The organism is Sphingobium sp. JS3065 (assembly GCF_026427355.1).
Lineage (GTDB): Bacteria > Pseudomonadota > Alphaproteobacteria > Sphingomonadales > Sphingomonadaceae > Sphingobium.
This window is the reverse complement of the sequence record NZ_CP102665.1, coordinates 293341-315317: the sequence shown is the minus strand read 5'-3', so window position 1 is coordinate 315317 and position 21977 is coordinate 293341. Positions and strand designations below refer to the sequence as shown.

Annotated in this window: 19 protein-coding genes and 1 riboswitch; of the genes, 17 read left to right on the top strand and 2 right to left on the bottom strand. The window is 65.4% G+C overall.

Annotated features, from left to right (window positions below; translation table 11 throughout):
- The first annotated feature begins 9 nt into the window (after positions 1–9).
- The 7 genes from NUH86_RS18820 (at position 10) to NUH86_RS18790 (ending at position 7932) form a co-directional block, all read left to right on the top strand.
- The gene (locus NUH86_RS18820; protein WP_192669409.1) at positions 10–312 is read left to right on the top strand and encodes a hypothetical protein; all 303 of its coding nucleotides are present in this window, start codon (positions 10–12) and stop codon (positions 310–312) included.
- A complete protein-coding gene (locus NUH86_RS18815) occupies positions 309–2315 on the top strand; it encodes a type IV secretion system DNA-binding domain-containing protein (protein WP_267252844.1) in 2007 nt (668 codons plus the stop codon). Before NUH86_RS18820 ends, NUH86_RS18815 begins: the two co-directional genes overlap by 4 nt.
- On the top strand, positions 2312–5257 hold the full coding sequence (mobF, locus tag NUH86_RS18810; protein WP_267252843.1) for a MobF family relaxase: 2946 nt from the start codon (positions 2312–2314) through the stop codon (positions 5255–5257). Before NUH86_RS18815 ends, mobF begins: the two co-directional genes overlap by 4 nt.
- Positions 5241–5789 carry a lytic transglycosylase domain-containing protein gene (locus NUH86_RS18805; RefSeq protein WP_267252842.1) on the top strand — a complete coding sequence of 183 codons (549 nt, stop codon included), beginning with the start codon at positions 5241–5243 and terminating at the stop codon, positions 5787–5789. The genes mobF and NUH86_RS18805 overlap by 17 nt, the downstream gene beginning before the upstream one ends.
- A 194-nt stretch (positions 5790–5983) precedes the next feature.
- Positions 5984–6385, top strand: coding sequence for a hypothetical protein (locus NUH86_RS18800; protein ID WP_267252841.1), 402 nt, complete (start codon positions 5984–5986; stop codon positions 6383–6385).
- Positions 6378–6863, top strand: a complete 486-nt coding sequence (locus NUH86_RS18795; RefSeq protein ID WP_267252840.1) for a hypothetical protein — start codon at positions 6378–6380, stop codon at positions 6861–6863. Before NUH86_RS18800 ends, NUH86_RS18795 begins: the two co-directional genes overlap by 8 nt.
- Before the next feature lie 16 nt (positions 6864–6879).
- The gene (locus tag NUH86_RS18790) at positions 6880–7932 is read left to right on the top strand and encodes an ISNCY family transposase (protein ID WP_267252839.1); all 1053 of its coding nucleotides are present in this window, start codon (positions 6880–6882) and stop codon (positions 7930–7932) included.
- Between the two features lie 540 nt (positions 7933–8472).
- Here the strand turns inward: NUH86_RS18790 and NUH86_RS18785 are convergent.
- Positions 8473–11808 carry a PAS-domain containing protein gene (locus tag NUH86_RS18785; RefSeq protein WP_267252838.1) on the bottom strand — a complete coding sequence of 1112 codons (3336 nt, stop codon included), beginning with the start codon at positions 11806–11808 and terminating at the stop codon, positions 8473–8475.
- A 67-nt stretch (positions 11809–11875) separates the two neighbouring features.
- Positions 11876–12760: a LysR family transcriptional regulator gene (locus NUH86_RS18780; RefSeq protein ID WP_267252837.1), complete on the bottom strand. Its 885-nt coding sequence runs from the start codon at positions 12758–12760 to the stop codon at positions 11876–11878.
- Between the two features lie 115 nt (positions 12761–12875).
- Here NUH86_RS18780 and pdhA point away from each other — a divergent pair, with 115 nt between their 5' ends.
- From pdhA to cobU, 10 genes are all read left to right on the top strand, one after another.
- The gene (gene pdhA, locus NUH86_RS18775) at positions 12876–13931 is read left to right on the top strand and encodes a pyruvate dehydrogenase (acetyl-transferring) E1 component subunit alpha (RefSeq protein ID WP_267252836.1); all 1056 of its coding nucleotides are present in this window, start codon (positions 12876–12878) and stop codon (positions 13929–13931) included.
- Entirely contained in the window at positions 13931–15289 is a 1359-nt protein-coding gene (locus NUH86_RS18770) for a pyruvate dehydrogenase complex E1 component subunit beta (protein ID WP_267252835.1), read from the top strand. The genes pdhA and NUH86_RS18770 overlap by 1 nt, the downstream gene beginning before the upstream one ends.
- 156 nt (positions 15290–15445) lie before the next feature.
- On the top strand, positions 15446–15859 hold the full coding sequence (locus NUH86_RS18765) for a MarR family winged helix-turn-helix transcriptional regulator (protein ID WP_267252834.1): 414 nt from the start codon (positions 15446–15448) through the stop codon (positions 15857–15859).
- A gap of 614 nt (positions 15860–16473) precedes the next feature.
- Positions 16474–16663: riboswitch (cobalamin riboswitch) on the top strand.
- A gap of 188 nt (positions 16664–16851) precedes the next feature.
- Complete coding sequence (locus tag NUH86_RS18760; protein WP_267252833.1) at positions 16852–17259, top strand: DUF1636 domain-containing protein; 408 nt, start codon at positions 16852–16854, stop codon at positions 17257–17259.
- On the top strand, positions 17256–18272 hold the full coding sequence (cobT, locus tag NUH86_RS18755; RefSeq protein WP_267252832.1) for a nicotinate-nucleotide--dimethylbenzimidazole phosphoribosyltransferase: 1017 nt from the start codon (positions 17256–17258) through the stop codon (positions 18270–18272). Before NUH86_RS18760 ends, cobT begins: the two co-directional genes overlap by 4 nt.
- The gene (locus NUH86_RS18750; RefSeq protein WP_267252831.1) at positions 18269–18847 is read left to right on the top strand and encodes a histidine phosphatase family protein; all 579 of its coding nucleotides are present in this window, start codon (positions 18269–18271) and stop codon (positions 18845–18847) included. Before cobT ends, NUH86_RS18750 begins: the two co-directional genes overlap by 4 nt.
- Entirely contained in the window at positions 18844–19554 is a 711-nt protein-coding gene (locus NUH86_RS18745) for an adenosylcobinamide-GDP ribazoletransferase (protein WP_267252830.1), read from the top strand. The genes NUH86_RS18750 and NUH86_RS18745 overlap by 4 nt, the downstream gene beginning before the upstream one ends.
- Positions 19551–20528 carry an aminotransferase class I/II-fold pyridoxal phosphate-dependent enzyme gene (locus tag NUH86_RS18740; protein WP_267252829.1) on the top strand — a complete coding sequence of 326 codons (978 nt, stop codon included), beginning with the start codon at positions 19551–19553 and terminating at the stop codon, positions 20526–20528. The genes NUH86_RS18745 and NUH86_RS18740 overlap by 4 nt, the downstream gene beginning before the upstream one ends.
- Positions 20521–21456 carry an adenosylcobinamide-phosphate synthase CbiB gene (cbiB, locus tag NUH86_RS18735; protein ID WP_267252828.1) on the top strand — a complete coding sequence of 312 codons (936 nt, stop codon included), beginning with the start codon at positions 20521–20523 and terminating at the stop codon, positions 21454–21456. Before NUH86_RS18740 ends, cbiB begins: the two co-directional genes overlap by 8 nt.
- The gene (gene cobU / locus NUH86_RS18730; protein ID WP_267252827.1) at positions 21453–21965 is read left to right on the top strand and encodes a bifunctional adenosylcobinamide kinase/adenosylcobinamide-phosphate guanylyltransferase; all 513 of its coding nucleotides are present in this window, start codon (positions 21453–21455) and stop codon (positions 21963–21965) included. Before cbiB ends, cobU begins: the two co-directional genes overlap by 4 nt.
- Positions 21966–21977: the final 12 nt, after the last annotated feature.

The window sequence follows — 21977 nt, the reverse complement described above, 5'->3', positions numbered from 1 at the left end:
GTTCGGCGCTTGCCCAGAATTACCATCAGGTTCAAGGACGCCCTCTTCGGGCGTCTCGTCGTCGGCGCTCAGGCAGCTGGCACGACCATACCCGACTATGTCCGGGACATTCTCAACCGCTATGAAGGCATGGACGCGGCGGGCTATCATGGCCGCTTCGACGAAGTGCAGGCGATCCTCATCCAGGTCTTCGCCATCCTTGCCGCATCAGTCAGCGCGCGCCGGCCCGATATTCTCGAGAAGGGAATGGAAGATGCGCGCGCCCTGCTTCTGGAGCGGGGCCTTCTCGATCCCGAGGAGGTACTCCAGTGAGCATCTTCCGGAACGATACGTTGGGTTCCTGGACGAGAGGCGGGCAGGCCATCGTCCACAATGTCCGCATGACCACGCAGGTTTTCTTCCAGACCCTGCTGGCGGGGATCGCCATCTGGGTCGGCGGCACCTTCTGGTATGTGCTGGAGAAGTCCACCGACTATCAGCGCTTTGTCGCCGTCAAGATCGCCGAGGCGACGCTCAAAAGCGACGTTCCTGGTGGCGCGCCGGTCCTCTTTCGGACCCCATCGGGGAGCCAATATTGGACGACGTCCGATGCCTTGCTGGGCTCCCGCACCGCCAGGAATACCCTGCAGGCGATGGAGCATCATCTGGTGTACGGCGCGGCATTGGCGGGCGCCTTGGCCCTCCTGATGCTGGGCTGGGCCTGGTTCTACTTCACCCGGACAGGGAAGGGCCTCGGCTCCAATCAGTTTCTTCGCGGTGCGCGCTTTGGCACCGCGCGGCAACTGCGGCGGCAATTGTGGCGCAGCCGGAAGGGCAGCTTTCCGATCGGCGGCGTGCCTGTTCCCGACGCCTTCGAGCCTGAGCATATCCTCATCTGTGGTGCACCCGGCACGGGCAAGACCAACATCATCGTCAAGATGCTGGACGGCATGCGAAAGCAAGGCAAGCGGGCGATCGTTTATGACACGGCTGGCACTTTCGTTGAGAAATTCTACCGGCCAGGGCACGACATTCTGCTCAATCCGCTGGACGACCGCTCCGACTGCTGGTCGCCCTGGGTCGATGTGCCGCGTGACTATCATTATGATCAGATCGCGGAGTCGACGATCCCAGACAAAGGCGGCGATCCCTTCTGGGCGAAGGCGGCCCGCGGCACGCTGGTGGCGGTCCTGCGCAAGCTCGCCCGGCATGAGCGGACGTTGGTTTCCGCGCTCCTGGAAACGGTGCTGCGCAGCCCCCTGAAGACGCTGGCAAGCTTTGCCGAAGGCACCGATGCCGCAGCCTTCATCTCGATGGAAGGCGACCGTACGTCGGCCGGTATCCGGGCTGAACTGGCCTCGGTGATGCGCAGCTTCTCCTATCTCGATGACACGGCCGATGGCTTCTCGATCCGGGACTGGGTCGCGAACGAGGAGGATGACAGCTGGCTCTTCATCACCGTGAAGGCGGACCAGCTTCCCTCCCTCCGGCCTCTTGTGACCGTCTGGCTCGACATCGCGATCAGCGCCATCATGAGCCTCCCGCCGGATCGTAAGCGCCGCCTTTATTGCGTCATCGACGAGCTCCCGACGCTGCAGAAACTGCCGTCGCTCAGCGACTTTCTCGCCCGCGCGCGCAAATATGGCGGCTGCGGCATATTGGGGTTTCAGTCCTACCCGCAATTGGAAGCGACCTACGGCATTCAGGATGCCGCGGCGATCACCGGCTATTGCTCGACCTGGGTGGCTCTGCGCGCCAACGACACTCCCACGGCCAAGCATGTTTCGGAAAATCTGGGGCAGGTCGAACAGGTCGAGGCCAATGAGGGCATGTCCTATGGCGTCAACGATATGCGCGACGGGGTCAACCTGTCGCGGATGCAGGTGACCCGCCCGCTGGTGATGCATACCGAGGTCACCAATCTTCCCAATCTTGTGGGCTTCCTCCGGTTCGGTCGGAACCTTCCGGTCGTGCGGTTCACCGATCGATATAATGCCTTGCCTAGTCCGCAGGCCGCATTCGTAGAGCGGCTCGTGCCACCCGTCCGCCTCGACCCGGATAGCGATAGGCCATCAGCTCCCCAACCTCCGGCACCGCCATCCAGACGGCGACGGGCAAAGAAGAGCGAAGCGCCCGAACTCCCTCTCGAAGCGGACGAGGGCAGCACGCCCGCGCATGACGAGATCAGCGTGCATGGCTCCTCATCCGATCCTGCGGAGGGCGAAAATGAAAACGCGGAAAGAGCACTGCCCAGACTCCTTGGAAGGACGAGCGGCTTCCGCCTTCGGCAGCACGGGCGCGTATCGGGCGACCGTAGTGATGCGAGGCCGGCATGATGCATCCGCGCCGCCTGAAGGGTTCGCCCGGTAACATTGCGCGCTATTACGCGATCGGCGATTATTACACGAAGGGGGAGGCGGAGCGGTCGTCCTGGGGTGGTGCCCTGGCGAGCGAGCTCGACCTTTCGGGCGATGTCGATCCTGAAACCTTTCGGTCCCTGCTGGCTGGCAAGGTTGCAGGCCAACAGTTGGGCCGACATCGCGCCGACGGCATCCAGCATCATCCCGGCTGGGACTTTGCGATCAGTGCGCCCAAATCCGTATCAGTAATGGCGCTCGCCTTGGGGGATGAGCGGATCGTCCAGCTCCATGAGCGATCGGTCGATGTGACGCTCGCCTATCTTGAAGAGCATGCCCAGCTGCGAAAACGGGAAGAGGGCAACATTGTCCACGAGACGACGGGCCGATTGCTGTGGGCGCGGTTCACCGAACATGCCAGCCGCGAACTTGATCCCCACCTCCACACCCATGTCGTCGTCCTCAACATGACCAACGGGCAATCGGGCGATCCGGTGGCAAGCCTCGAAACCCGCGCCGTGTATGCCGAGCAGATGACCAGCGGGCAGATCTACAGGAACGAACTTGCCCATGGCCTGCGCGAGCTCGGCTATGAGATAGACTTCGATCCGCGCCGGGGTCTTTTCGAAATCAGGGGTGTTCCCAAGGCTCTCATCGAGGAGATGTCGCAGCGGGCCGAGCAGATCAATGAACATGCCGCGCAGCATGGTCTGGTCGGTCAGGCGTCGCGCCGCCAATCCTTTTATGCCACCCGCGGCGCCAAGGTGAAGACCGGGATCGATACGCTGCTCATCCAGTGGCGCGGGCGGCTGGGACCATATGAAAAGCCGCTTGAAGCGGCGAGAGAGGGCGCCGCGCGATCGGGCGAGCATCCCGTCCGGGTCGACCGCGCCGATGCCGCCCGAGCAGCTCTGTTCGGGATAAGGCAATCGGAGGGGAAGGAGGCCGTGAACCCGCTTGGCCGTCTCTATACCGCGGGGCTAGCCTCCCATGTCGGGGAGATCCGTTTTCAGGATCTGCGGCCCCTGATCGATGCGCATGAAGAACGGCGCAAGCTCCTCGCTACCCGTGGCCAGACTGGGGATGGGATACTGACACGGGGCCGGACCACCCGGCGGACGGTGCGGCTGGAGCAGTCTCTCGCCATGCATCTGGCGCTTGCCGTCGGGGACGGTCGGCCCGTGGCGAGCGCCGATCGCCTGCTTCCCATATTGGAGCGGGCGGGGCTTTCTCCGGCGCAGGAACGGGCGCTGGTGGACATGGGAACCTCGCGTGACCGGGTCACCGGCCTTCACGGCGTCGCGGGTGCAGGAAAATCGACGCTCGTCCGATCACTGAAAGATGCGGCGCTGCCGGGCACGACCTTCATCGCCCTGGCGCCGACATCGTCCGCCGCCGCCGAACTGGGGGAGAAGGCGCAGATCGAGTCGCGCACGGTCGCGAGCCTGCTTGCGGGCGATGGCTATGGAATCAGCGGCAACCATGTGCTGGTTCTCGACGAGGCGGGGCAGCTGGGAAGCCGCCAGGCGTTGCGGGTGCTGGAAATCAGCCGGGCCACTGGCGCTCGCCTCATTCTCCTTGGCGACAACAAGCAGACCGGCGCGATCGAGCAGGGCAAGGCCTTCTGGCTCATGCAGAAACTGGGCATGGAAACGGCCGAACTGACGGAGTCGCGTCGGCAGGAAACCGAGGCGATGCGACAGGCTGTCGCGCATGCGAGGGCAGGGGATTACGCGGCTTCGATTGGCCGGCTCGACAAGGTGGTGGGCGGTGAGGATGCCGCCACGCTGGCTGCGGGTGTGGTCGCGGAATGGACGCGCCTCATCCCCAGGAGCCGCGCTGCGACCAACATTCTTGTTCTCGACAATGCCTCGCGCCTCATCGTGAACAGCAAGATCAGGGAGGTCCTCCAGCGCGAGGGTGTCGTCGCAGCTAAGGAGACGCGGCTTTCGGTCCTGACGCCCGGCGGGCTGAGCGATCAGGAAAAGCGCATGGCGCGCTTTTATTCAAGGGGACAGGTGGTGACCTTCGGCCGCGATCAGCCAGGAGCGGGATTGGGGCGGACGAGCGAATACCGCGTCGCTGGGATGGTGCGGGACGGTCGAGGTCGGCAACTGGTCCGGTTGGTCGATGGGCAGGGCGGCGTCCATCTGTGGGATCCGCGCTCGACCAAAGCCTCGCAGGTCAACGTCTTTATGGAAGAGAAGAGAGACCTCAGCGAAGGCGACCGAATCCAGTGGCGCCTGGCGTCGCGCGAACTCCAACTCAAAAATGCGGAGCGGGGGACGGTCGAGACGCTCGATGGCTCGCTGGCAACGATCCGCTGGGATCGCGACAAACGGGTTCAGACGATCGATCTTTCCCGGCACAGGACCTGGGATCATGGCTATGCCGAGACCATCTATTCGGCCCAGTCCAAGACCTATGACCGGGTCTATGTCCTGGCGCCTGTCGGGTCGCCGCTGGTGAACGCGCAGAATTTCTATACCGCGATCACCCGCGCCCGATATGGGGTAAAGCTCTGGACCCAGAATCCGGAAAAACTGGTCGAGAGGCTCGATGAGCGATCGGGCGAGAAGACGTCAGGCCTTGAAGGCCTTGGGCGCCTGGAGCGTGATCATCGTGATCGAATGGCTGCCAGGCAAGGATCGCATCTCCAGCAACTGAAGGTAGATCAGGACAGGGAGAGACGCCAGCGCAGCGATCGTCGGCTTGAGCGCGAGCTTTGGACCCGCAATGCAAAACCCAAAAGCGTGGCGGACAAGCTCGCTGGTCGGGCTCAAAAGGTTTTCGAGACGCTCGATCACCATCTTCATTCTTTGCTGAGCGACCGTCGCAGCAAACGGGATACGCCTGCTCCTGCGCGCGAGCAGCAGACCCGCGGCAATGAAAGGGAGGGCGGCCGTGGCCTGGATCGGTGATCGAGCTTGGATCTGTGTTGTCCCGCTGGCGCTGACGGTGGCGCTACCTTGGGAAGACGCAGTAGCGGCGAGGCCACCGGAACCGGCGGTGGCCCGGTGCATCCGGCAGGCGGCACACGGCCAGTCCTGGCTCGAAAAGACGCTCTGGGGCTTGCGTGATCAGGAAGCTGGCTGGATCGGTGCGGAAATCCTGAATAGCGACGGTAGCCATGACCTGGGACCGCTTCAGATCAACAGTTGGTGGGTGCCGAGGATCGCGGCGCTGCTGTCGCGGCGCGAGAATGAGGTTCGTCGCTGGCTGCAATTTGATCCCTGCTTCAACGCCGAGGCGGCACGGTGGATATTTCTCGACGCGCTGAAGACGAGCGGCAGCTATTGGAAGGCGGTGGGCATTTACCATAGCCCGAACGGTAAACGCCAACGCCGCTATGCGGCCCTGGTCGCGGTTCATCTGCGAAAGCGGTTTGGTGCCGATGTGTTCGATAACGGCGGTTCGTCCCGGCGCGAGTACCGCTCTGGAAGTGCGTCTTAAGGAAATGTCGCGCCCTTTTGCGACGCTGACTCCCCATTCGCGGGAACGATCATGATCGGAAATTCACTATCGATAATGGGGTCTTATCGATAGTGACAGCGCCATTTTTGGCGCTACTATTCCCCGCCATGCGCGCAAAATCCGTCTTGTCCCTCTCTGCGCGGGCACAGCGCCCGCTTAAAGCCAGAGCGGCGGTGTCCGGGGAGATCGTGACGGTGCTGGCGCCGGGCGAGGCCAAACTGCCCCGGCGCCACTCTGGTTCCGCGCAGGATCGTGAGGCCCAGCTCGTCGCCTTGCTCCAGTTATTGACAGCGGACGGCGCCGTTCTGGATGCACTCGCTTTTCGCAAGGCTTTGGAGGCGCGAGCGCCCGCCAGCATCAAGGCGCTCGCGGTCGATTGCGACTGCTATGCCAGCTTTGTGGCGCGCGAGGGCGGGATCGGCCTGCCCGCCAGCGAAGCGGCTGGTAGCCTATGTCGACTATTGCGAGGCGCGGCGGCTCAAACCCACGACCGTGTCGCGCCGCCTGTCGTCGCTGGCGGTGGCGCACCAGCTGCTCGGACTTCCCAGCCCGGTAGGCGCGACGATAGTGCGTGATGCACTGCGCGGACACCGGCGGCGGGTCGGGGTGCGGCAGCGCCAGGCGGGCCCGTTGCGCTTCGGCGAGGGCATCGGCCGCGACGCGGTCAAGGGATTCACGTTGTCGGTGCTGCTCGAAGCCTGCGGCGGTGACGTTGTGGGCCTGCGAGACGCGGCGCTCCTGTCGCTGGGCTATGATGCAGGTTTGCGCGTCTCGGAGCTGGCAGCCGTGGACCTCGACAGGATCGAGCCTCAGGAGGACGGTTCGGCAGTGCTCGAGCTGGCGCGTTCGAAAACCGACCAGGAAGGGCAGGGGGCCTTTGTGTGGCTCTCGCCCGACACGATGCGGCGCGTGACCCTGTGGGTCGAGGCCGCATCGATCCGCACGGGCGTATTGTTTCGTCGGGTGGCGGTGGCCCGAACCAAAGTGCGCGCGGCACGGCGGGCGCTGGCGATCAGCGATCTGGCCTGGCATGCCCGGGTTGACCGCAGATGATGATTGAGGCTGGTCTGTGGCAGGATCGCGCAGCTCGCCGGTCTCGCCCACGCGCCACCGCAGGGAGTGTCGTGGCGAGCTGATCCAGATCGACGGCTCGGATCATGAATGGTTTGAGGATCGCGGACCGCGATGCACGCTGCTCGTCTACATAGACGACGCGACCAGCGAGTTGATGCACCTCAAGATGGTCGAGAGCGAAAGCACCTTTTCCTACATGGAAGCGACGCGCGAATATATCGAGCGGCACGGCAAGCCGGTGGCCTTTTATTCCGACAAGCACACGGTCTTCCGCAACGCTAAAGCGACCGCCAAGGGTGACGGCATGACGCATTTCGGGCGCGCGCTCGATGCGCTGAACATCGAGATCATTTGCGCCAACTCACCCCAAGCCAAGGGCCGGGTCGAGCGGGCGAACGGCACATTGCAGGACCGCCTGATCAAAGCGATGCGCCTGGAAGGTATCTCGTCGATCGAAGAAGCGAACGTCTTTCTGCCGAGCTACATGGTTGGGCACAATGCGCGCTTCGCTCGTCCGGCCGCAGACAGTCGTGATCTACACCGCCCTCTGGCACTGCGGGATGATCTGCACTCCGTCATGGTCTGGCGCGAACAGCGGACGGTCACGGCCGCGCTGACGCTGCACTATAACAAAGTGCTGTTCCTTCTGGAGCCGAACCCGATCAGTAAGGAACTGGTGCGCAAGCGCGTGGATGTCTGTGAATATCCTGACGGCACAGTCGAGATCCGCCACGAGGGGCGCTCCCTTCCCTATAGCCTGTTCGACAAGATGCCCCGGATCAATCAACCTGCCATCGTCGATAACAAGCATCTCGACGCGGCACTGGCGCTAGCAAAAGAGATCCAAGCGGTCGCGCCGCATCATCGGCAGCGGAACAACTATGCCCCTGCTCGCCGCGACCAGCCAATGCATCTGTTCCCGGAACCGGAGGTGCCGGTGAAGATCGATGGGCGTCGGTTGGGTGGGGCCAAGCTCAAACGTCGTCCCCGGCTCAGCCCGGCGGAGTTACGGGCGCGCGGCACGCTCGAGTTCGTGAAGGCGCGCTAAAGCGGTTCTGACCGAGCCCGCTGCCGTCGCAGCGGGTCCGTGCCCTTCCCCACCACTGTTACGCCATCAGCAGGGTCTGCGCTGCGCTATCCCGAGGGCTCCACGCAGCCCCTGCTGTGATCAAGAGGTGTCATTTCTATCGGGGGCAGATAGTGTCTTCTCTATCCGGTGCGAACATGGGCTCCGCCGAAATCACTCCCGTGGATAATTGGCTGCCGCAACGTTCAGCTCTGCGCGAATTCAATGAGGGTCAAAGGGTCGGAGGTTTTGCCCGCTCAGGAGAAAGGCGCTTGATGGGCCATATAAGTAAGGAGAAGGTGCTTCCCGACCACGACGAACGGAGTGTGAGTATCGTCGGTGCGTCGAATTGACTACGGAACAGAAGATGTTTATATTGTCCCAATAAGTTCAAAAGAGTTGTTGTTGAAATTGATTAACTTCTTTGCAGTCAACGCTTCTTGTTGTTTTATTTATCAATGCCGTACGCGATGATTTGTAATCCTGCTCCCTCAAAGGAGAAGGAATGTCTTGGATTGACCATCACCCGACATTTCCGAATTTGTCCAGAAAGGCCGCAATAGCCTCCGGCGCGGCAGGCTTGGCGATGAAGGCGATATCCAGCACAGCAGCGCGTGCGGCCAGATCCGCCGCATCCTCCGCCGTGACGAGCGCGGCGGGCAGGCCCGGATGCTCCCGGCGCAGCGCGGCGATCAGGCTCAGCCCATCCTCCTTCCCGCCAAGCTGGAAATCCACCAGGGCGGCGTCCGCTTCGGGCGCGAGCTTCCGGGCCGTCTCGCCATCCCCGGCGGTCAGCGTCCGGTGATCCAGGCTGGCAAGCAGCGCCTCTGTCGCCGCCACGATCATCGGATCGTCATCGACCACCAGTACGGCAAGGTTGCGCGCCTCCGGCATGGGCGCCTTGACTTCCGGCGCCGGTTCCGGCGCGGTCCGTCCCGTGCCTTCAGGCATGAGCAGGCTGAATCGGCTGCCCTTTCCCGGAACGGAACGCACTTCGATGCTGCCGCCCAGCAGCCGGACGATCCGCCGGGCGAGGGCGAGGCCAAGGCCAAACCCTTCGACGTCCAGCGCCCCGAGACGGGTGAATTCCCCGAATATCGCCTCGATCTGGTCGGCGGCTATGCCGACCCCGGTGTCGACGATGTCGATCCGGATCATCCCGCCCCTGCGCCTGACGCCGATCAATATTCCGCCATGCTGCGTGTAGCGCAGGGCGTTGGAGACGAAATTCTGCAATACCGATCGGAGCAGTCCCGGGTCCGTATCGAGATGACCGGCAAGCGGGCCGGTCAGCAGGCGCAGCCCCTTCTCCTTCGCCATCGGTGCAAACCCATCGGCAAGGTTCGTGAGAAAGGGTGCGAGATCGATCGGTTCCGGACCAGGCTGGACGCCGCCCGCATCGAGCTTGCTGATGTCGAGGAGCGCGCGCAGCAGTCCCTCCGCCGCGACGATCGCGTTGTCGACGCGCTGGGCCAGGATATGGGGCATTCCCTCCACCTCCCGTTGCAGGGCGGCGGTGAAAAGCCGCGCCGCGTGCAGCGGCTGGAGCAGGTCATGGCTGGCGGCGGCAAGGAAACGGGTCTTGTCCTTCGTCGCTTCGGCAAGCCGCGAATTGGTGTCGCTGAGTTCGCGGGTGCGGTCGGCGACACGGGTCTCCAACTCTCTCAACGTCCGGCCGAGTTCGTCGCGGATGCGCGCGTCTTCGGTGATGTCGATGAAGCTGGTGACATAGCCGCCGCCCGGCATCGGCCCGCCGATGCTCTTGATGACGCGGCCGTCCTTGCGCCGCCTCTCGAAACTGTGCGGAAGGCCCCGGCGCATGTGGTGCAGGCGTTTCTTGACGTGGAATTCGATGTCTTTCGTCCCGAAATCGCCCAGCCGTCCATTATAGCGGATCAATTCCGCAATCGGCGTGCCCACCCGCAGGAAACCGGGAGGAAAGTCGAACAGGTCGAGATATTGGCTGTTCCAGGCGACCAGGTTCATGTCCGCATCCACGACGCTGATGCCGGCGTCGATATGCTCGAAGGTGGCGGCCAGCAACTCGCGGGAGAAGCGCAGCGATTGCCCCCGCTCTCCCAGCAGCCGGGTGACGTCGGACAGGCTCATCTGCCCGCCCGCCAGCGCCGATGCGACCAGCGAACGGGCCGATGACGCGCCGACCACGCGCGCGATCAACTCGCGGGCGCGTTGCGCCGACTGGCGGTCGATGGGCGTGCCGCGTGCCGCCGCCGGAAATTCGCGGGCGGCCTCTTCTTCGCCGACGAAGCTGGCGGTGAGCTGCGCCAGTTCGGCAAGATCGGTGATCGGACGCTGGCCGCCAAGGCTGGGCAGGACGGGCGCCTTCACCTTGCGCGCCGCGACGAGCGCGAAGACGAGAAGGTTGGCGCCAAGGCTCCATGCGACGCCGTGCACCAGCGGAGAGGCGGCGCCGATGCCGAACAGGCGCAAGGGATCGAACGCGCTTCCCGCAAGCGCGGCCAGCCAGGCGGACGGCAGGATGGGCGGCAGGGCCAGGGTGTAGAACCAGATGACCAGCCCGATGGCGAGACTGGCCCGCGCCGCAAGGGCATCGCGACCCGGCGCATAGGTGGCCAGGATCAGGTGCGGCGTGAACTGCGCCATGGCGGCGAAGGCGACGAGGCCGATCGAAGCGAGCGACTGTTCGGCCGAAACGAGCAGCGCCCAGGCAAGCGCAGCCGCGATGATCGCGATGATGGAGAAGCGGCGCACGAGCAGCATCCGCCGGCCGAGCGTCCCCGCACCGGCCTCCGCCCCGTTCTCCCGCGCCAGCAATGTGGGAAAGAGCAGGTCGTTCGAAACCATCGTCGCCAGCGCGGTCGAATCGACGACGACCATCGATGCCGCAGCCGCGATCCCGCCCAGCAGGGCGAGGGCGAGCACGACGCCCTGCCCGTCCATTTCGGGCAGTTGGAGCATGTAGAGATCGGGCTGCGCCCCGTGCAGCAGGCTTGCGCCCGCCAGCGCGACAGGCAGCACCATCAACGCCATCGCCGCGAGATAGGCGGCAAGGCCCCAGCGGGCGCTCACCAGATCGCCCGGCTCGCGCGCCTCGACCAGGCCCATGTAGAATTGCCGGGGCAGGACGATGATCGCCATGACCGAAATCAGGAAGATGACGCCCACCTCTATCGACAGCCGCTCCGGTCGGAAATTGGCGGTCAGGATGGCGGCGCCCCGCGACAGGCCCGCGGCGTCCGCCTGACCCAGCAGGACGAGGGCCAGCACCGCGACAGTCGTCAGCGCAACGATCTTGAGCAGGGATTCGATGCCGATGGCATAGACCAGCCCCTCGCTGCGCCCCGCCAGTTCGAAACGGCGGGCGCCGAAGAGCATGGCGAACAGGGACAGCAGCCAGGCGGCGGTGAGCATGGCCATCGTCGCGACGGGACGGCCCGTCACGATGGAGATGGCGCTGCCGATGGAACGGAATTGCAGCGCGACATAGGGAACGGTCCCCAGCAATGCGATGATCGTGACAAGGCGGGCCACGACCACGTCATGGCCGAAGCGCGCGGCGATGAAGTCGGAAACCGTCGTGGCGCGCTCTTCCGCGACCGCCTCGGCCAGCCGGCGCAGGAAGCGGGGGGCGGCGATCAGCAGGCAGATCGGCGCGAGATAGATGGGCAGATAGTGCCAGCCGTCGCGCACGGCGCTGCCCACCGCGCCATAGAAGGTCCAGCTAGAGCAATAGACGCCCAGCGCCAGCGCATAGGCGCCGTGGCGCACGTCATGGCGGCCGAACGCCAAGCCGCCGCGCCTCTCCACGATGGTGGCGATCCCGAACAGCAGCAGGACGATCGCAAGCGCCAGCAGGGTCGCGGAAAGCAAGCTCATGGCGAATGTCTACGTGTTCCGGGGCGCTGGAACAATGCGGGCTTATCCTGAAAGGCGTTGCGGCTATTCAGGCGTAGGCGATCTCGCAGGATCGGCGGAATAGTTCGGATATGATCGGATCATGGTCGTTGCTGCGCATCGCCGACTGGAGCAGGATCGGCTGGGGAACCTCTTCGTCCAGCTTGACGAGCGCCCCCCCCGCTATCTTCTCCTCCACCATGTTGAGCGGGAACAATCCGACGCCGCCGCCGGATTCCACGATGTCGATCAGCGAACGCACATTGTTGCAGGTATGGACCTGCGGATGGCGGAAGGACGATTTGCGGATCATGGTCGCCATCAGGTCGTGCATGGGCGAAGAACGCGCCACCGACCAGAGCGGCACGGCCGGTCCTATGCCGCCGCCCTTCTCGATCAGGCGTTCGCCAAGCTCCCGGCTGGCCAGCCATACAAGGTCGACCTGCTGAAGCGTGCTCGCCACTATCCCCGGCATGGCGATGGGTCCGATGGCGAACACCATGTCGACCCGGCCGCTGAGCAGGTCGTCGATCAGGTGGGCGGTCAGGTTGATCTCGATCTCCAGGGAGATTTTCGGCATGCTTTCCCGAATGGCGTTGGTGAATACGGGAAGGCAGCTTGCCGCCGCAATCTCACCGCAGCCGACGCGCACGATGCCCGAAGCGCCCCGGAATTCGTCGGGCGAAAGCAGGGTTTGCTGAAGCGTGGTCCACAGCATCTCGCATTGCTGCACGAATTCCCGGCCGCGCACCGTCAGCATCATGTTCCGGCCTTCGCGCTGGAACAGCGGAAAGCCGACCTGCCCCTCCAACTCCCTGATCCGGGCGGAAATTGTCGGCTGGCTGGCGTTCAGCCGGTCGGCGGCGGCCCCGAACGTGCCGAGGCGCGAAATCCATAGGAGGGTTTCAAGATGATAGAAGGCGATACGATTCATCGGTAATATCTATGAAAAATCCAATGAAATAATTATTGGTATTAATTGATTCCGTTCGCCACATTGTCGCGCATAGCGATAACAGTCCAGCCCCCGCTGGAACAAGGGACAGGAAATGACGAACAAGACTGCCCGTTCCGCGCGCAACGCGCCTCCACCAGCCGACCATAACCGCAAACGCCCCGAAGCCCCGGTCGCTTATAATGCGACGGTGGAGGAGTTGCTGGAATTTTACCGGCAGATGGTGCTGATCCGCCGTTTCGAGGAGAAGGCGGGTCAGTTGTACGGCCTGGGGCTGATCGGCGGTTTCTGCCATTTGTACATTGGCCAGGAAGCGGTGGCGGTGGGCATCCAGTCGGCGCTGGAGCCTGGCAAGGACAGCGTGATCACGGGCTATCGCGACCATGGCCATATGCTGGCCTATGGGATCGATCCCAATGTGATCATGGCGGAACTGACCGGCCGGGAAGCGGGCATTTCGCGGGGCAAGGGCGGTTCGATGCACATGTTCAGCGTCGAGCATAAATTCTACGGCGGCCACGGCATCGTCGGCGCGCAGGTGTCGCTGGGCGCGGGGCTGGGCTTCGCGCACAAATATAATGGAGATGGCGGCGTGTGCGTCGCCTATTTCGGCGACGGCGCGGCCAATCAGGGCCAGGTCTATGAAAGCTTCAACATGGCCGAGCTGTGGAAGCTGCCGATCATCTTCGTGATCGAGAACAACCAATATGCGATGGGCACCAGCGTCAACCGCTCCTCGGCGGAGGACCAGCTTTACCGGCGCGGCGAAAGCTTCCGCATTCCGGGCATCCAGGTGAACGGCATGGACGTGCTGGCGGTGCGCGGCGCGACCGAGGAAGCGCTCAAATGGGTGCAGGCGGGCAATGGCCCGATCCTGCTGGAGATGAAGACCTACCGCTATCGCGGCCATTCGATGTCCGACCCGGCCAAGTACCGCTCGCGCGAGGAAGTGCAGTCGATGCGCGACAAGTCCGACCCGATCGAGGGGGTAAAGAAATATCTGGCGCAAGCCGGTGTGTCCGAGGACGAACTCAAGAAGATCGACCAGGACATCCGCAAAATCGTCAGCGACGCGGCGGACTTTGCCGAAACCTCTCCCGAACCGGAGCCGCACGAGCTTTATACCGACGTGCTGGTGGAGCAATATTGATGGGTATCGAGATCAGGATGCCGGCGCTGTCGCCGACGATGGAGGAAGGCACGCTGGCCAAATGGCTGGTGAAGGCAGGCGATGAGGTCCGCTCGGGCGACATATTGGCCGAGATCGAGACCGACAAGGCGACGATGGAATTCGAAGCGGTGGACGAAGGCCGGATCGGCCAGATCATGGTGGCCGAGGGCACCGAAGGGGTGAAGGTCGGCACGGTGATCGCGACGATGGCGGGCGAAGGCGCGGGCGAGGCGGTTGAAGCCGCCCCGGCCCCGAAGGCGCAAGCGCCTGCGAAGGTCGAAGCCACGCCCGCGCCCAAGCCGCCCGTCGAAGCCAGGGCGCCCGTCAAGGATCCGGCGCTGCCCGAAGGCACGGACTATGCGAAGACGACGGTGCGCGAAGCGCTGCGCGACGCCATGGCGGAGGAGATGCGGCGGGACGAGCGGGTCTTCGTGATGGGCGAGGAGGTCGCGGAATATCAGGGCGCCTACAAGGTGACGCAGGGCCTGCTGGAGGAGTTCGGGGCCAGGCGGGTGATCGATACGCCGATCACCGAATATGGCTTTGCCGGCATCGGCGCGGGCGCGGCGATGGGCGGTTTGAAGCCGATCGTCGAGTTCATGACCTTCAACTTCGCGATGCAGGCGATCGACCATATCATCAACTCGGCGGCCAAGACCAACTACATGTCGGGCGGCCAGATGCGCTGCCCCATCGTATTCCGCGGTCCCAATGGCGCGGCGAGCCGGGTCGGCGCGCAGCACAGCCAGAATTACGGACCCTGGTATGCGTCGGTTCCCGGCCTGATCGTGATCGCGCCCTATGACGCGGCCGATGCCAAGGGTCTGCTCAAGGCGGCGATCCGCTCGGACGACCCGGTGGTGTTCCTGGAGAATGAGCTGGTCTATGGCCGCAGCTTCGACGTGCCGCAGGTCGACGATTATGTCCTGCCGATCGGCAAGGCGCGGATCGTGCGCGAGGGACGGGACGTGACGCTGGTGAGCTACTCCATCGGCGTGGGCGTCGCGCTGGAGGCGGCGGAAAAGCTGGCGGGCGAGGGCGTCGACGCGGAGGTGATCGACCTGCGCACGCTGCGCCCGCTGGACACGGCGACGGTCTTGGAGAGCGTGAAGAAGACCAACCGCCTGGTGGTGGTGGAGGAGGGCTGGCCGGTCTGCTCGATCGCCTCGGAGATCGCCGCCGTGGTGATGGAACAGGGGTTCGACGATCTCGACGCCCCGGTGCTGCGCGTCACCAATGAAGACGTGCCGCTACCCTATGCCGCAAACCTCGAAAAGGCCGCCATCGTCAATCCAGACAAGGTCGTCGAGGCCGTGAAAAAGGTAATTTATCGGTAAACGGAAAACCCTGCGCCGCCATCAGGCGGCGTAGGTTCCAGTTCCGCAGGGCGAGTAGGCCGCAAGCGGGGCATTCCCGAATCACGCCAATCACTCTTTGTTGCTATGGCGGCTCTGCGATTATATCGCAGCACGACGGCTCAAGATGAAAGTCCCATGGAACAAGACGGCGTCACATTGAAAGACGAGGACTATGCGGCTCTGGCGGAATTCCGCTTCGCGCTGCGCCAGTTCCAGGCCTTCAGCAGCGAACGGGCGGCGCAGATGGGGCTGACGCCGCAGCAGCACCAGGCTTTGCTCGCCCTCCGCGCCGCGCCTGCGGAGGAGGCAACGGTCGGCTATATCGCTCGTCGTCTGTTGCTGAAACCGCATAGCGCCACCGGGCTGGTCGACCGGCTGGAGAAGCTGGGGCTGGTGACGCGCCATGCCAGCGCGACGGATCGGCGCCGGGCGCAGTTGCAACTGACGCCCGATGCGCTGGACCTGTTGGCGAAGCTGTCGGCCACGCATCGCGACGAAATCCGGCGGTTGCGCCCGCTGCTCAACCAGTTGCTCGCCCGTTTTGCCTGAGGCGCGGGGGTTGTCGGGGAGCCGCCTGATCTTTCGGTTCCCGGTGAAGCGCTGTATTGAAATTGCTCGATGACCCATGTCCGCTGTTCATGAGCGGTCATAGAGGATCAAGAAATAATCATGGGATTTTCCTGACAGGATTTCATACGCTTTTCCCGTCGCCCCGCATCGGGAGCTTCATGGCAGGAAAGGATGACATCATGTCCACGGCCGACGCCGCCTATAGCTATAACGATCGGCGTGGTGCAGGCAAATACGGAACTGGGCCTTTACGGCAATTTCGCGCCCTTTGGCCTCAGCGGCGGCTTCTATTATACGCGGCTGGGGGTGAAATTCTGAAGGCGCGCCGGGGCGCGCCGAAGCGGTTCAGCGGTCCTTGGCGTCGGAAGAGACGTGCGTGATCAGGCTGTTGATCCGCAGGTCATTTTCCGCTGTGCAGGCGAAAAGCCCGCAAAACCAATCCATCCACCGCGTCAGATTCGCCATGGTCCTCTCCCTTATTCTGGCAAATTATAGCAGTTTGCGCGCAAAGAGAGAAGTCCAACCATCGCGCCATCGCAGACCGACCCCTCGTCGCGCCTTATCCCCCCTTGCGATGGGGCCAGGCGATCACTATCAGCAGAGGCGCGACAGGTTCCCCGCAAGGGGATGAAAAGGGAAGTCGGGTGAAGCCCGCGCTGCCCCTGCAACTGTAAGCGGCGAGCCATCCGGCCATCACGCCATTGGACCCATCGGGTTCCGAGAAGGCGGCCGGGAAGCATCGACCCGTGAGCCAGGAGACCTGCCTGACGCAGTCGTTCTTCGACCGGACAGGGTGTGCCGGCCGAACGGGGTTCCCCTCGCCGAGCGACAGCCATCGCCTTGCCGGTGCAACCGCGCAGGGGGAATCCTGTCGTCTGTCCGGCGCCGGTCTTCTTCTTGCCTGATGTGCCGTCGGGGCATTTGCCGTCGGGCGGAGGATGTGGAATGACTGAATTGCGGAACTGTCGCTGATGTTGCGGGCTGTAGAAGACGGTGCGTCCGTCGTCGTCTGCTCGACCTGCCGACTGTCGGCGGAAAGCAGGGAGGATGAGACCGGACGGCGCGGCGGCGCGGTGCTGTCCGAAGCGCTTCGCAAATTGCGCGACGGCGATCCGGCCTATGCGGCGGTCGCGGTGCACGACATGCCCTGCCTCTTCGCCTGCGAACGGCATTGCACGGTGCATCTCCGGGGGCCTGGCAAGGTCGGCTATGTCCTGGGCGACTTCACGCCGGACGAGGAAGCCGCGCGCGCGATACTGGATTATGCGGTGCGCCATGCCGCGAGCGAGGAGGGCGTCGTGCGCTATGCCGACTGGCCGCAGGGGGTGAAGGGGCATTTCATCGTCCGCACCCCGCCGGAAGGCTTCGTCTGCACATGATCCGCTTTAACGATCGCGATGCCTTTGCCGCCGCGCTGGCGGATTTGCCAGCGCCGGACGAAAGCGCGGGCGCGGCGGCGGCGGCGCGGCAGGCGGCACTGACGAAGCCCGCCGGATCGCTGGGGCGGCTGGAGGAGATCGCCCTGTTCATGGCGGGCTGGCAGGGGCGGGAAAAGCCCCGGGCCGAGCGCATCCGCGCCGCGATCTTCGCGGGCAATCATGGCGTGGCGGCGCGGGGCGTCAGCGCCTTCCCGGCGGAGGTCACGGCCCAGATGGTCGCGAATTTCCGCCATGGCGGCGCGGCGATCAATGCCCTGGCGGGAGCCTGCGGTGCGGAACTGACCGTGGTGGCGCTCGATCTGGAACGGCCCACGAGGGATATTTGCGCCGAAGCCGCGATGAGCGAGGCGGAATGCCTGGCCGCGATCAATGCCGGGGCGGCGGCGGTCGAACCCGGTCTCGACCTGCTGCTGCCGGGAGAGATGGGCATCGCCAACAGCACCCCGGCGGCAGCGCTCTGCGCGCAAAGCTTTGGCGGCGCGGCGGAGCATTGGGTGGGGCGCGGGACAGGCGTGGACGGCGATGGACTGGCGCGCAAGGCGCAAGCGGTGGCGCTGGCGCTCGCCCTGCATGGGGCGCATTGCAGCGACGCCTTCGAAACGTTGCGGCGGCTGGGCGGGCGCGAGATCGCGGCGCTGGCGGGGGCCGTGCTGGCGGCGCGGATGCTGCGCGTGCCGGTAATGCTGGACGGCTTCATCGGCTGCGCGGCGGTCGCTCCGCTGGCGAAGGATAATCCGGCCATCGTCGGTCATTGCCTGGCGGCGCATATGTCGGCCGAGGGTGGGCATGGGCGGCTGCTGGCGGCGCTGGGGCTGGAACCGCTGCTGCGGCTGGACATGCGGCTGGGCGAGGGCAGCGGCGCGGCGGTCGCGGCGCAGATCCTGCGGTCGGCGCTGGCGGCGCATGGGGGCATGGCGACCTTTGCGGAAGCGGCAGTGGCTGGCGCGCTGTGAGCGCTTTCCCCATCCACCTGATGCGCCATGGCGCGCCGCAACTTGCCGGGCGGCTGCTGGGGCATCTGGACGCCCCGCCGGAAGCGGAGGGGATCGCGCTTTGCGTCGAGCGGGCGCGGGGACTGGACTTTACGCAGGTCGTGACGTCCGACCTCTCCCGGGCAAGAGCGCCGGGCGCGATCATCGCGGCGGAGCGGGGCGTCCGCCATGCCGTCGACGGGCGCTGGCGGGAACTGCATTTCGGGCGTTGGGAGGGGGCCGACCCGGCATCCCTGCCTGCCGCCGATCTGGCTCGCTTCTGGGACGATCCGGACGGCTTTCCGCCACCGGGAGGGGAAAGCTGGACTGACCTTCGCGCCCGGATAAGGGATGGGCTGGGCGACCTGGCTGAGCCGGCGCTGGTGATCTGCCATGCCGGGGCGATGCGGGCGGCGCTGGCGGTTCTGTGCGGTTTCGACGTGCGGCAGGGCTGGGCGGTCGACCTGCCCTATGGCGCGGTGCTGAGCCTGCGGGTCTGGCCGGGGGAGCAGCCGTCGGAATGGGCGGGCGCGCAGATGACGGGGCTGATCTCATGAAGAGGCTGGTGCTGGCGCTGCAATTGATGACGCGGCTGCCCTTGCCCGCGCTGGAGGTCGATGAAGCGGATTTCGCCGCCGCGATCCGTTGGTTTCCCGCCACGGGCATCGCCGTGGGCCTGATCGTCGCGGGCGCCGCCGGTCTTGGCGTCCGGATCGATCCCTGGGCGGGCGCGCTGTTCGGCCTGCTGGCCTGGGTCGCCGTCACCGGGGGGCTGCATCTGGACGGATTGGGCGACATCGCGGATGCGGCGGGGGCGGCGCATGGCGACCGGACGCGCCTGTCGGCGGTCCTGGCCGATCCGCATATCGGCAGTTTCGGCGTGGTCGCCATCGGGCTGCAATTGCTGGCCAAGCTGGTGCTGCTGCGGCTGTGGGTGGAAAATTTTCCGCTGTGGATGCTGGCCCCCGTGGCGATGGCGGCGCGGATCGGGCCGCTGGTCTGGACGCGATGGCTGCCGCCGCTGCACGAAGGGCTGGCGAGCCGGTTCCGGGCGGGCTGGCGGGCCGGTCCTCTCATCCTTTGGGCAATGCTGGGCCTGATGCTGAGCTTTAGGGTTCCGGCCTTATGGGCGGCGGCCCTGCTGATTCCGCTCTGGGGTCTATGGCTGCGGTCGCGGATCGGCGGCATTTCCGGGGATGGGCATGGCGCGGGCATCGAACTGCTGGAAAGCGGCCTGCTGGCCGCGATGGTGCTGGTGCGATGAGCGGCTTCACCTGGCATGGCGGGCGGCTGGCCGAGGCGCGCGCGGTCTATGGCGGCGCGGACTGGATCGACCTGTCGACCGGGATCAGCCCGCTGACCTGGCCGGGGGCCGATCTTGTCTCCGTCGATTGGCGATGCCTGCCGGACCCGCATGATCTGGCAGCGCTGGAGGCGGCGGCGGCGGCCTATTTCGGGGTCGATCCCGATCACCTCTGCACCGTGCCCGGCAGCGAAGCCGGTTTGCGATTGGTGGGCCGGATGCTGGACATGCCCGGCCGATGGCTGACGCCCAGCTATCGCACCCATGGAGAGATTTTCGCGCAGGGCCGCCCGCTCGCCGCCGGGGAAGACGCACCTGCGGAAGCGATCGCCCTGCTGCTCGCCAATCCGAACAATCCCGATGGGCGCGTCCTGCCGCCCGCCCGCCTGCTGGAGCGGCTGGACGGGCTAGAACGGGCAAGGGGATGGCTGATCGTCGACGAAGCCTATGCCGATGTCATGCCGTCATGCAGCCTGGCGGGCGAGGTGGGGGACGGGCGGCGGCTGATCCTGCTGCGATCCTTCGGCAAGTTTTTCGGACTGGCGGGCGTGCGGCTGGGCTTTCTGATCGGGCCGCGGGCCATCGTCGCGGAGGCGCGGCGGATGCTGGGGGAATGGCCGGTCTCTGCGGCGGCGATCGCGTTCGGGCGGGCTGCCTATGGCGACCGGGCGTGGATCGAACGGGCGATTGCGACCCTGGCGGAGGGCGCGGCGCAACTGGATGAGGTGCTGGCGCGCCATGGGCTGGCCGCGCAAGGGGCGTGTCCGCTGTTCCGGCTGATCGAGGTGGAGGATGGACCGGCCCTGTTCGACAGGCTGGCCCGGCGGGCGATCCTGACGCGGCCCTTCGCGGAGAATGGGCGCTGGTTGCGGCTTGGCCTGCCCGGAGACGCGGCGGCGCTGACCCGGCTCGACCGGGCCTTGGCCGATGGCTGAACCGGTGGCGCTGGCGGCGCTGATGCTGGACGCCGCTCTGGGCTGGCCGGGCTGGCTTTATGCGCGGATCGGGCATCCGGTGGGTGGCTTTGCGCGGATCATCGGCGCGGTGGAGCGGCGGTGGAACCGGGTAGCATGGAGCGGCCCGAATCGGCGATGGGCTGGAATTGCCCTGCTGTTGCTGTTGCTGGGCGTCGCGGGTGGCTGCGGCCTTGCGGTGGAATGGGGAATCCGCCGATGGGCCGGGGATATGGCGTGGGTCTGGCTGGCGGCGGCGGCCTGGCCAGCGCTGGCGCAGCGCAGCCTTTATGCGCATGTGACGCCCGTGATGCGCGCTCTGGCGAAGGGCGATCTGGATGCGGCGCGGCAGGCGGTGGGCCGTATCGTGGGGCGCGACACGAATGCGCTGGATGAAGCGGGCGTCGCCCGGGCCGGGATAGAGAGTCTGGCCGAGAGCTTCTGCGACGGGATCGTGGCGCCGCTATTCTGGCTGGTTCTGTTGGGGTTGCCGGGCATCTGGGCCTATAAGGCCGTGAACACCGCCGACAGCATGGTCGGACACAAGGAAGCGCCCTTTACCGACTTCGGCTGGGCGGCGGCGCGGTTCGACGATCTGCTGAACTGGGCGCCTGCGCGGCTGGCGGGCCTTGTCCTTTGCATCGCGGGCGGGGGAGGATGGGCCGCGATGCGGCGGGATCATCGGCGGCATGCCTCGCCCAATGCGGGTTGGCCGGAAGCGGCCATGGCCGGGGCGCTGGGGATCAGGCTGGCCGGGCCGATCCGCTATGACGGCGCGTTGCATGACAAGCCATGGATCGGCACGGGCGGCGAAGCGGATGTCGCCGCGATGCGCGCAGCGCTCCGCATCTACCTAAGGGCCTGCCTCATCCTGTGGGGCCTGGCCGCGATTTGGGAGAGTATCGGATGACCATGTTGCTGGTGCTGGGCGGATGCCGCTCCGGCAAGAGCCGCTATGCGCAGGAGCGATGCGAGGCCGTCGCAGGCGGCAGGCTGGCCTATATCGCGACGGCGCAGGCCTTCGACGCGGAGATGGAGGAACGGATCGCGCGCCACCGGAGCGAGCGCGGCAGCCGCTGGCTGACCCTGGACGCGCCCATGGACCTGGCGGGCGCGCTGTCCGAAGCGGCGGGCCGGGCTGACGCGATCCTGGTCGACTGCCTGACGCTCTGGCTCACCAATGTGATGCTGGCGGAGGCGGATATTGCGGCGGCGCGGGGCGCTCTGGCGGAGGCGGTGGCGGCGTGTCCCGTCCCTGTCATATTGGTGGCCAATGAAGTGGGTCTGGGCATCGTGCCGGACAATGCGCTGGCCCGGCGATTCCGGGACGAGGCGGGATGGCTCAACCAGCGGATGGCGACACTATGTCGGGAGGTCGTATTTCTCGCGGCGGGGTTGCCGCTGACGTTGAAGGGGTGATGGTGCGACTTG

What these genes read in the sequence shown, in the direction of transcription:
- mobF (WP_267252843.1), top strand. Translation starts at nt 2,312, where the DNA reads ATGATGCATCCGCGCCGCCTGAAGGGTTCGCCCGGTAACATTGCGCGC.
- NUH86_RS18770 (WP_267252835.1), top strand. Translation starts at nt 13,931, where the DNA reads ATGGGTATCGAGATCAGGATGCCGGCGCTGTCGCCGACGATGGAGGAA.
- NUH86_RS18740 (WP_267252829.1), top strand. Translation starts at nt 19,551, where the DNA reads ATGAGCGGCTTCACCTGGCATGGCGGGCGGCTGGCCGAGGCGCGCGCG.
- NUH86_RS18785 (WP_267252838.1), bottom strand. Translation starts at nt 11,808, where the DNA reads ATGAGCTTGCTTTCCGCGACCCTGCTGGCGCTTGCGATCGTCCTGCTG.
- NUH86_RS18780 (WP_267252837.1), bottom strand. Translation starts at nt 12,760, where the DNA reads ATGAATCGTATCGCCTTCTATCATCTTGAAACCCTCCTATGGATTTCG.
- cobT (WP_267252832.1), top strand. Translation starts at nt 17,256, where the DNA reads ATGATCCGCTTTAACGATCGCGATGCCTTTGCCGCCGCGCTGGCGGAT.
- cbiB (WP_267252828.1), top strand. Translation starts at nt 20,521, where the DNA reads ATGGCTGAACCGGTGGCGCTGGCGGCGCTGATGCTGGACGCCGCTCTG.
- pdhA (WP_267252836.1), top strand. Translation starts at nt 12,876, where the DNA reads ATGACGAACAAGACTGCCCGTTCCGCGCGCAACGCGCCTCCACCAGCC.
- NUH86_RS18760 (WP_267252833.1), top strand. Translation starts at nt 16,852, where the DNA reads ATGTTGCGGGCTGTAGAAGACGGTGCGTCCGTCGTCGTCTGCTCGACC.
- cobU (WP_267252827.1), top strand. Translation starts at nt 21,453, where the DNA reads ATGACCATGTTGCTGGTGCTGGGCGGATGCCGCTCCGGCAAGAGCCGC.
- NUH86_RS18745 (WP_267252830.1), top strand. Translation starts at nt 18,844, where the DNA reads ATGAAGAGGCTGGTGCTGGCGCTGCAATTGATGACGCGGCTGCCCTTG.
- NUH86_RS18765 (WP_267252834.1), top strand. Translation starts at nt 15,446, where the DNA reads ATGGAACAAGACGGCGTCACATTGAAAGACGAGGACTATGCGGCTCTG.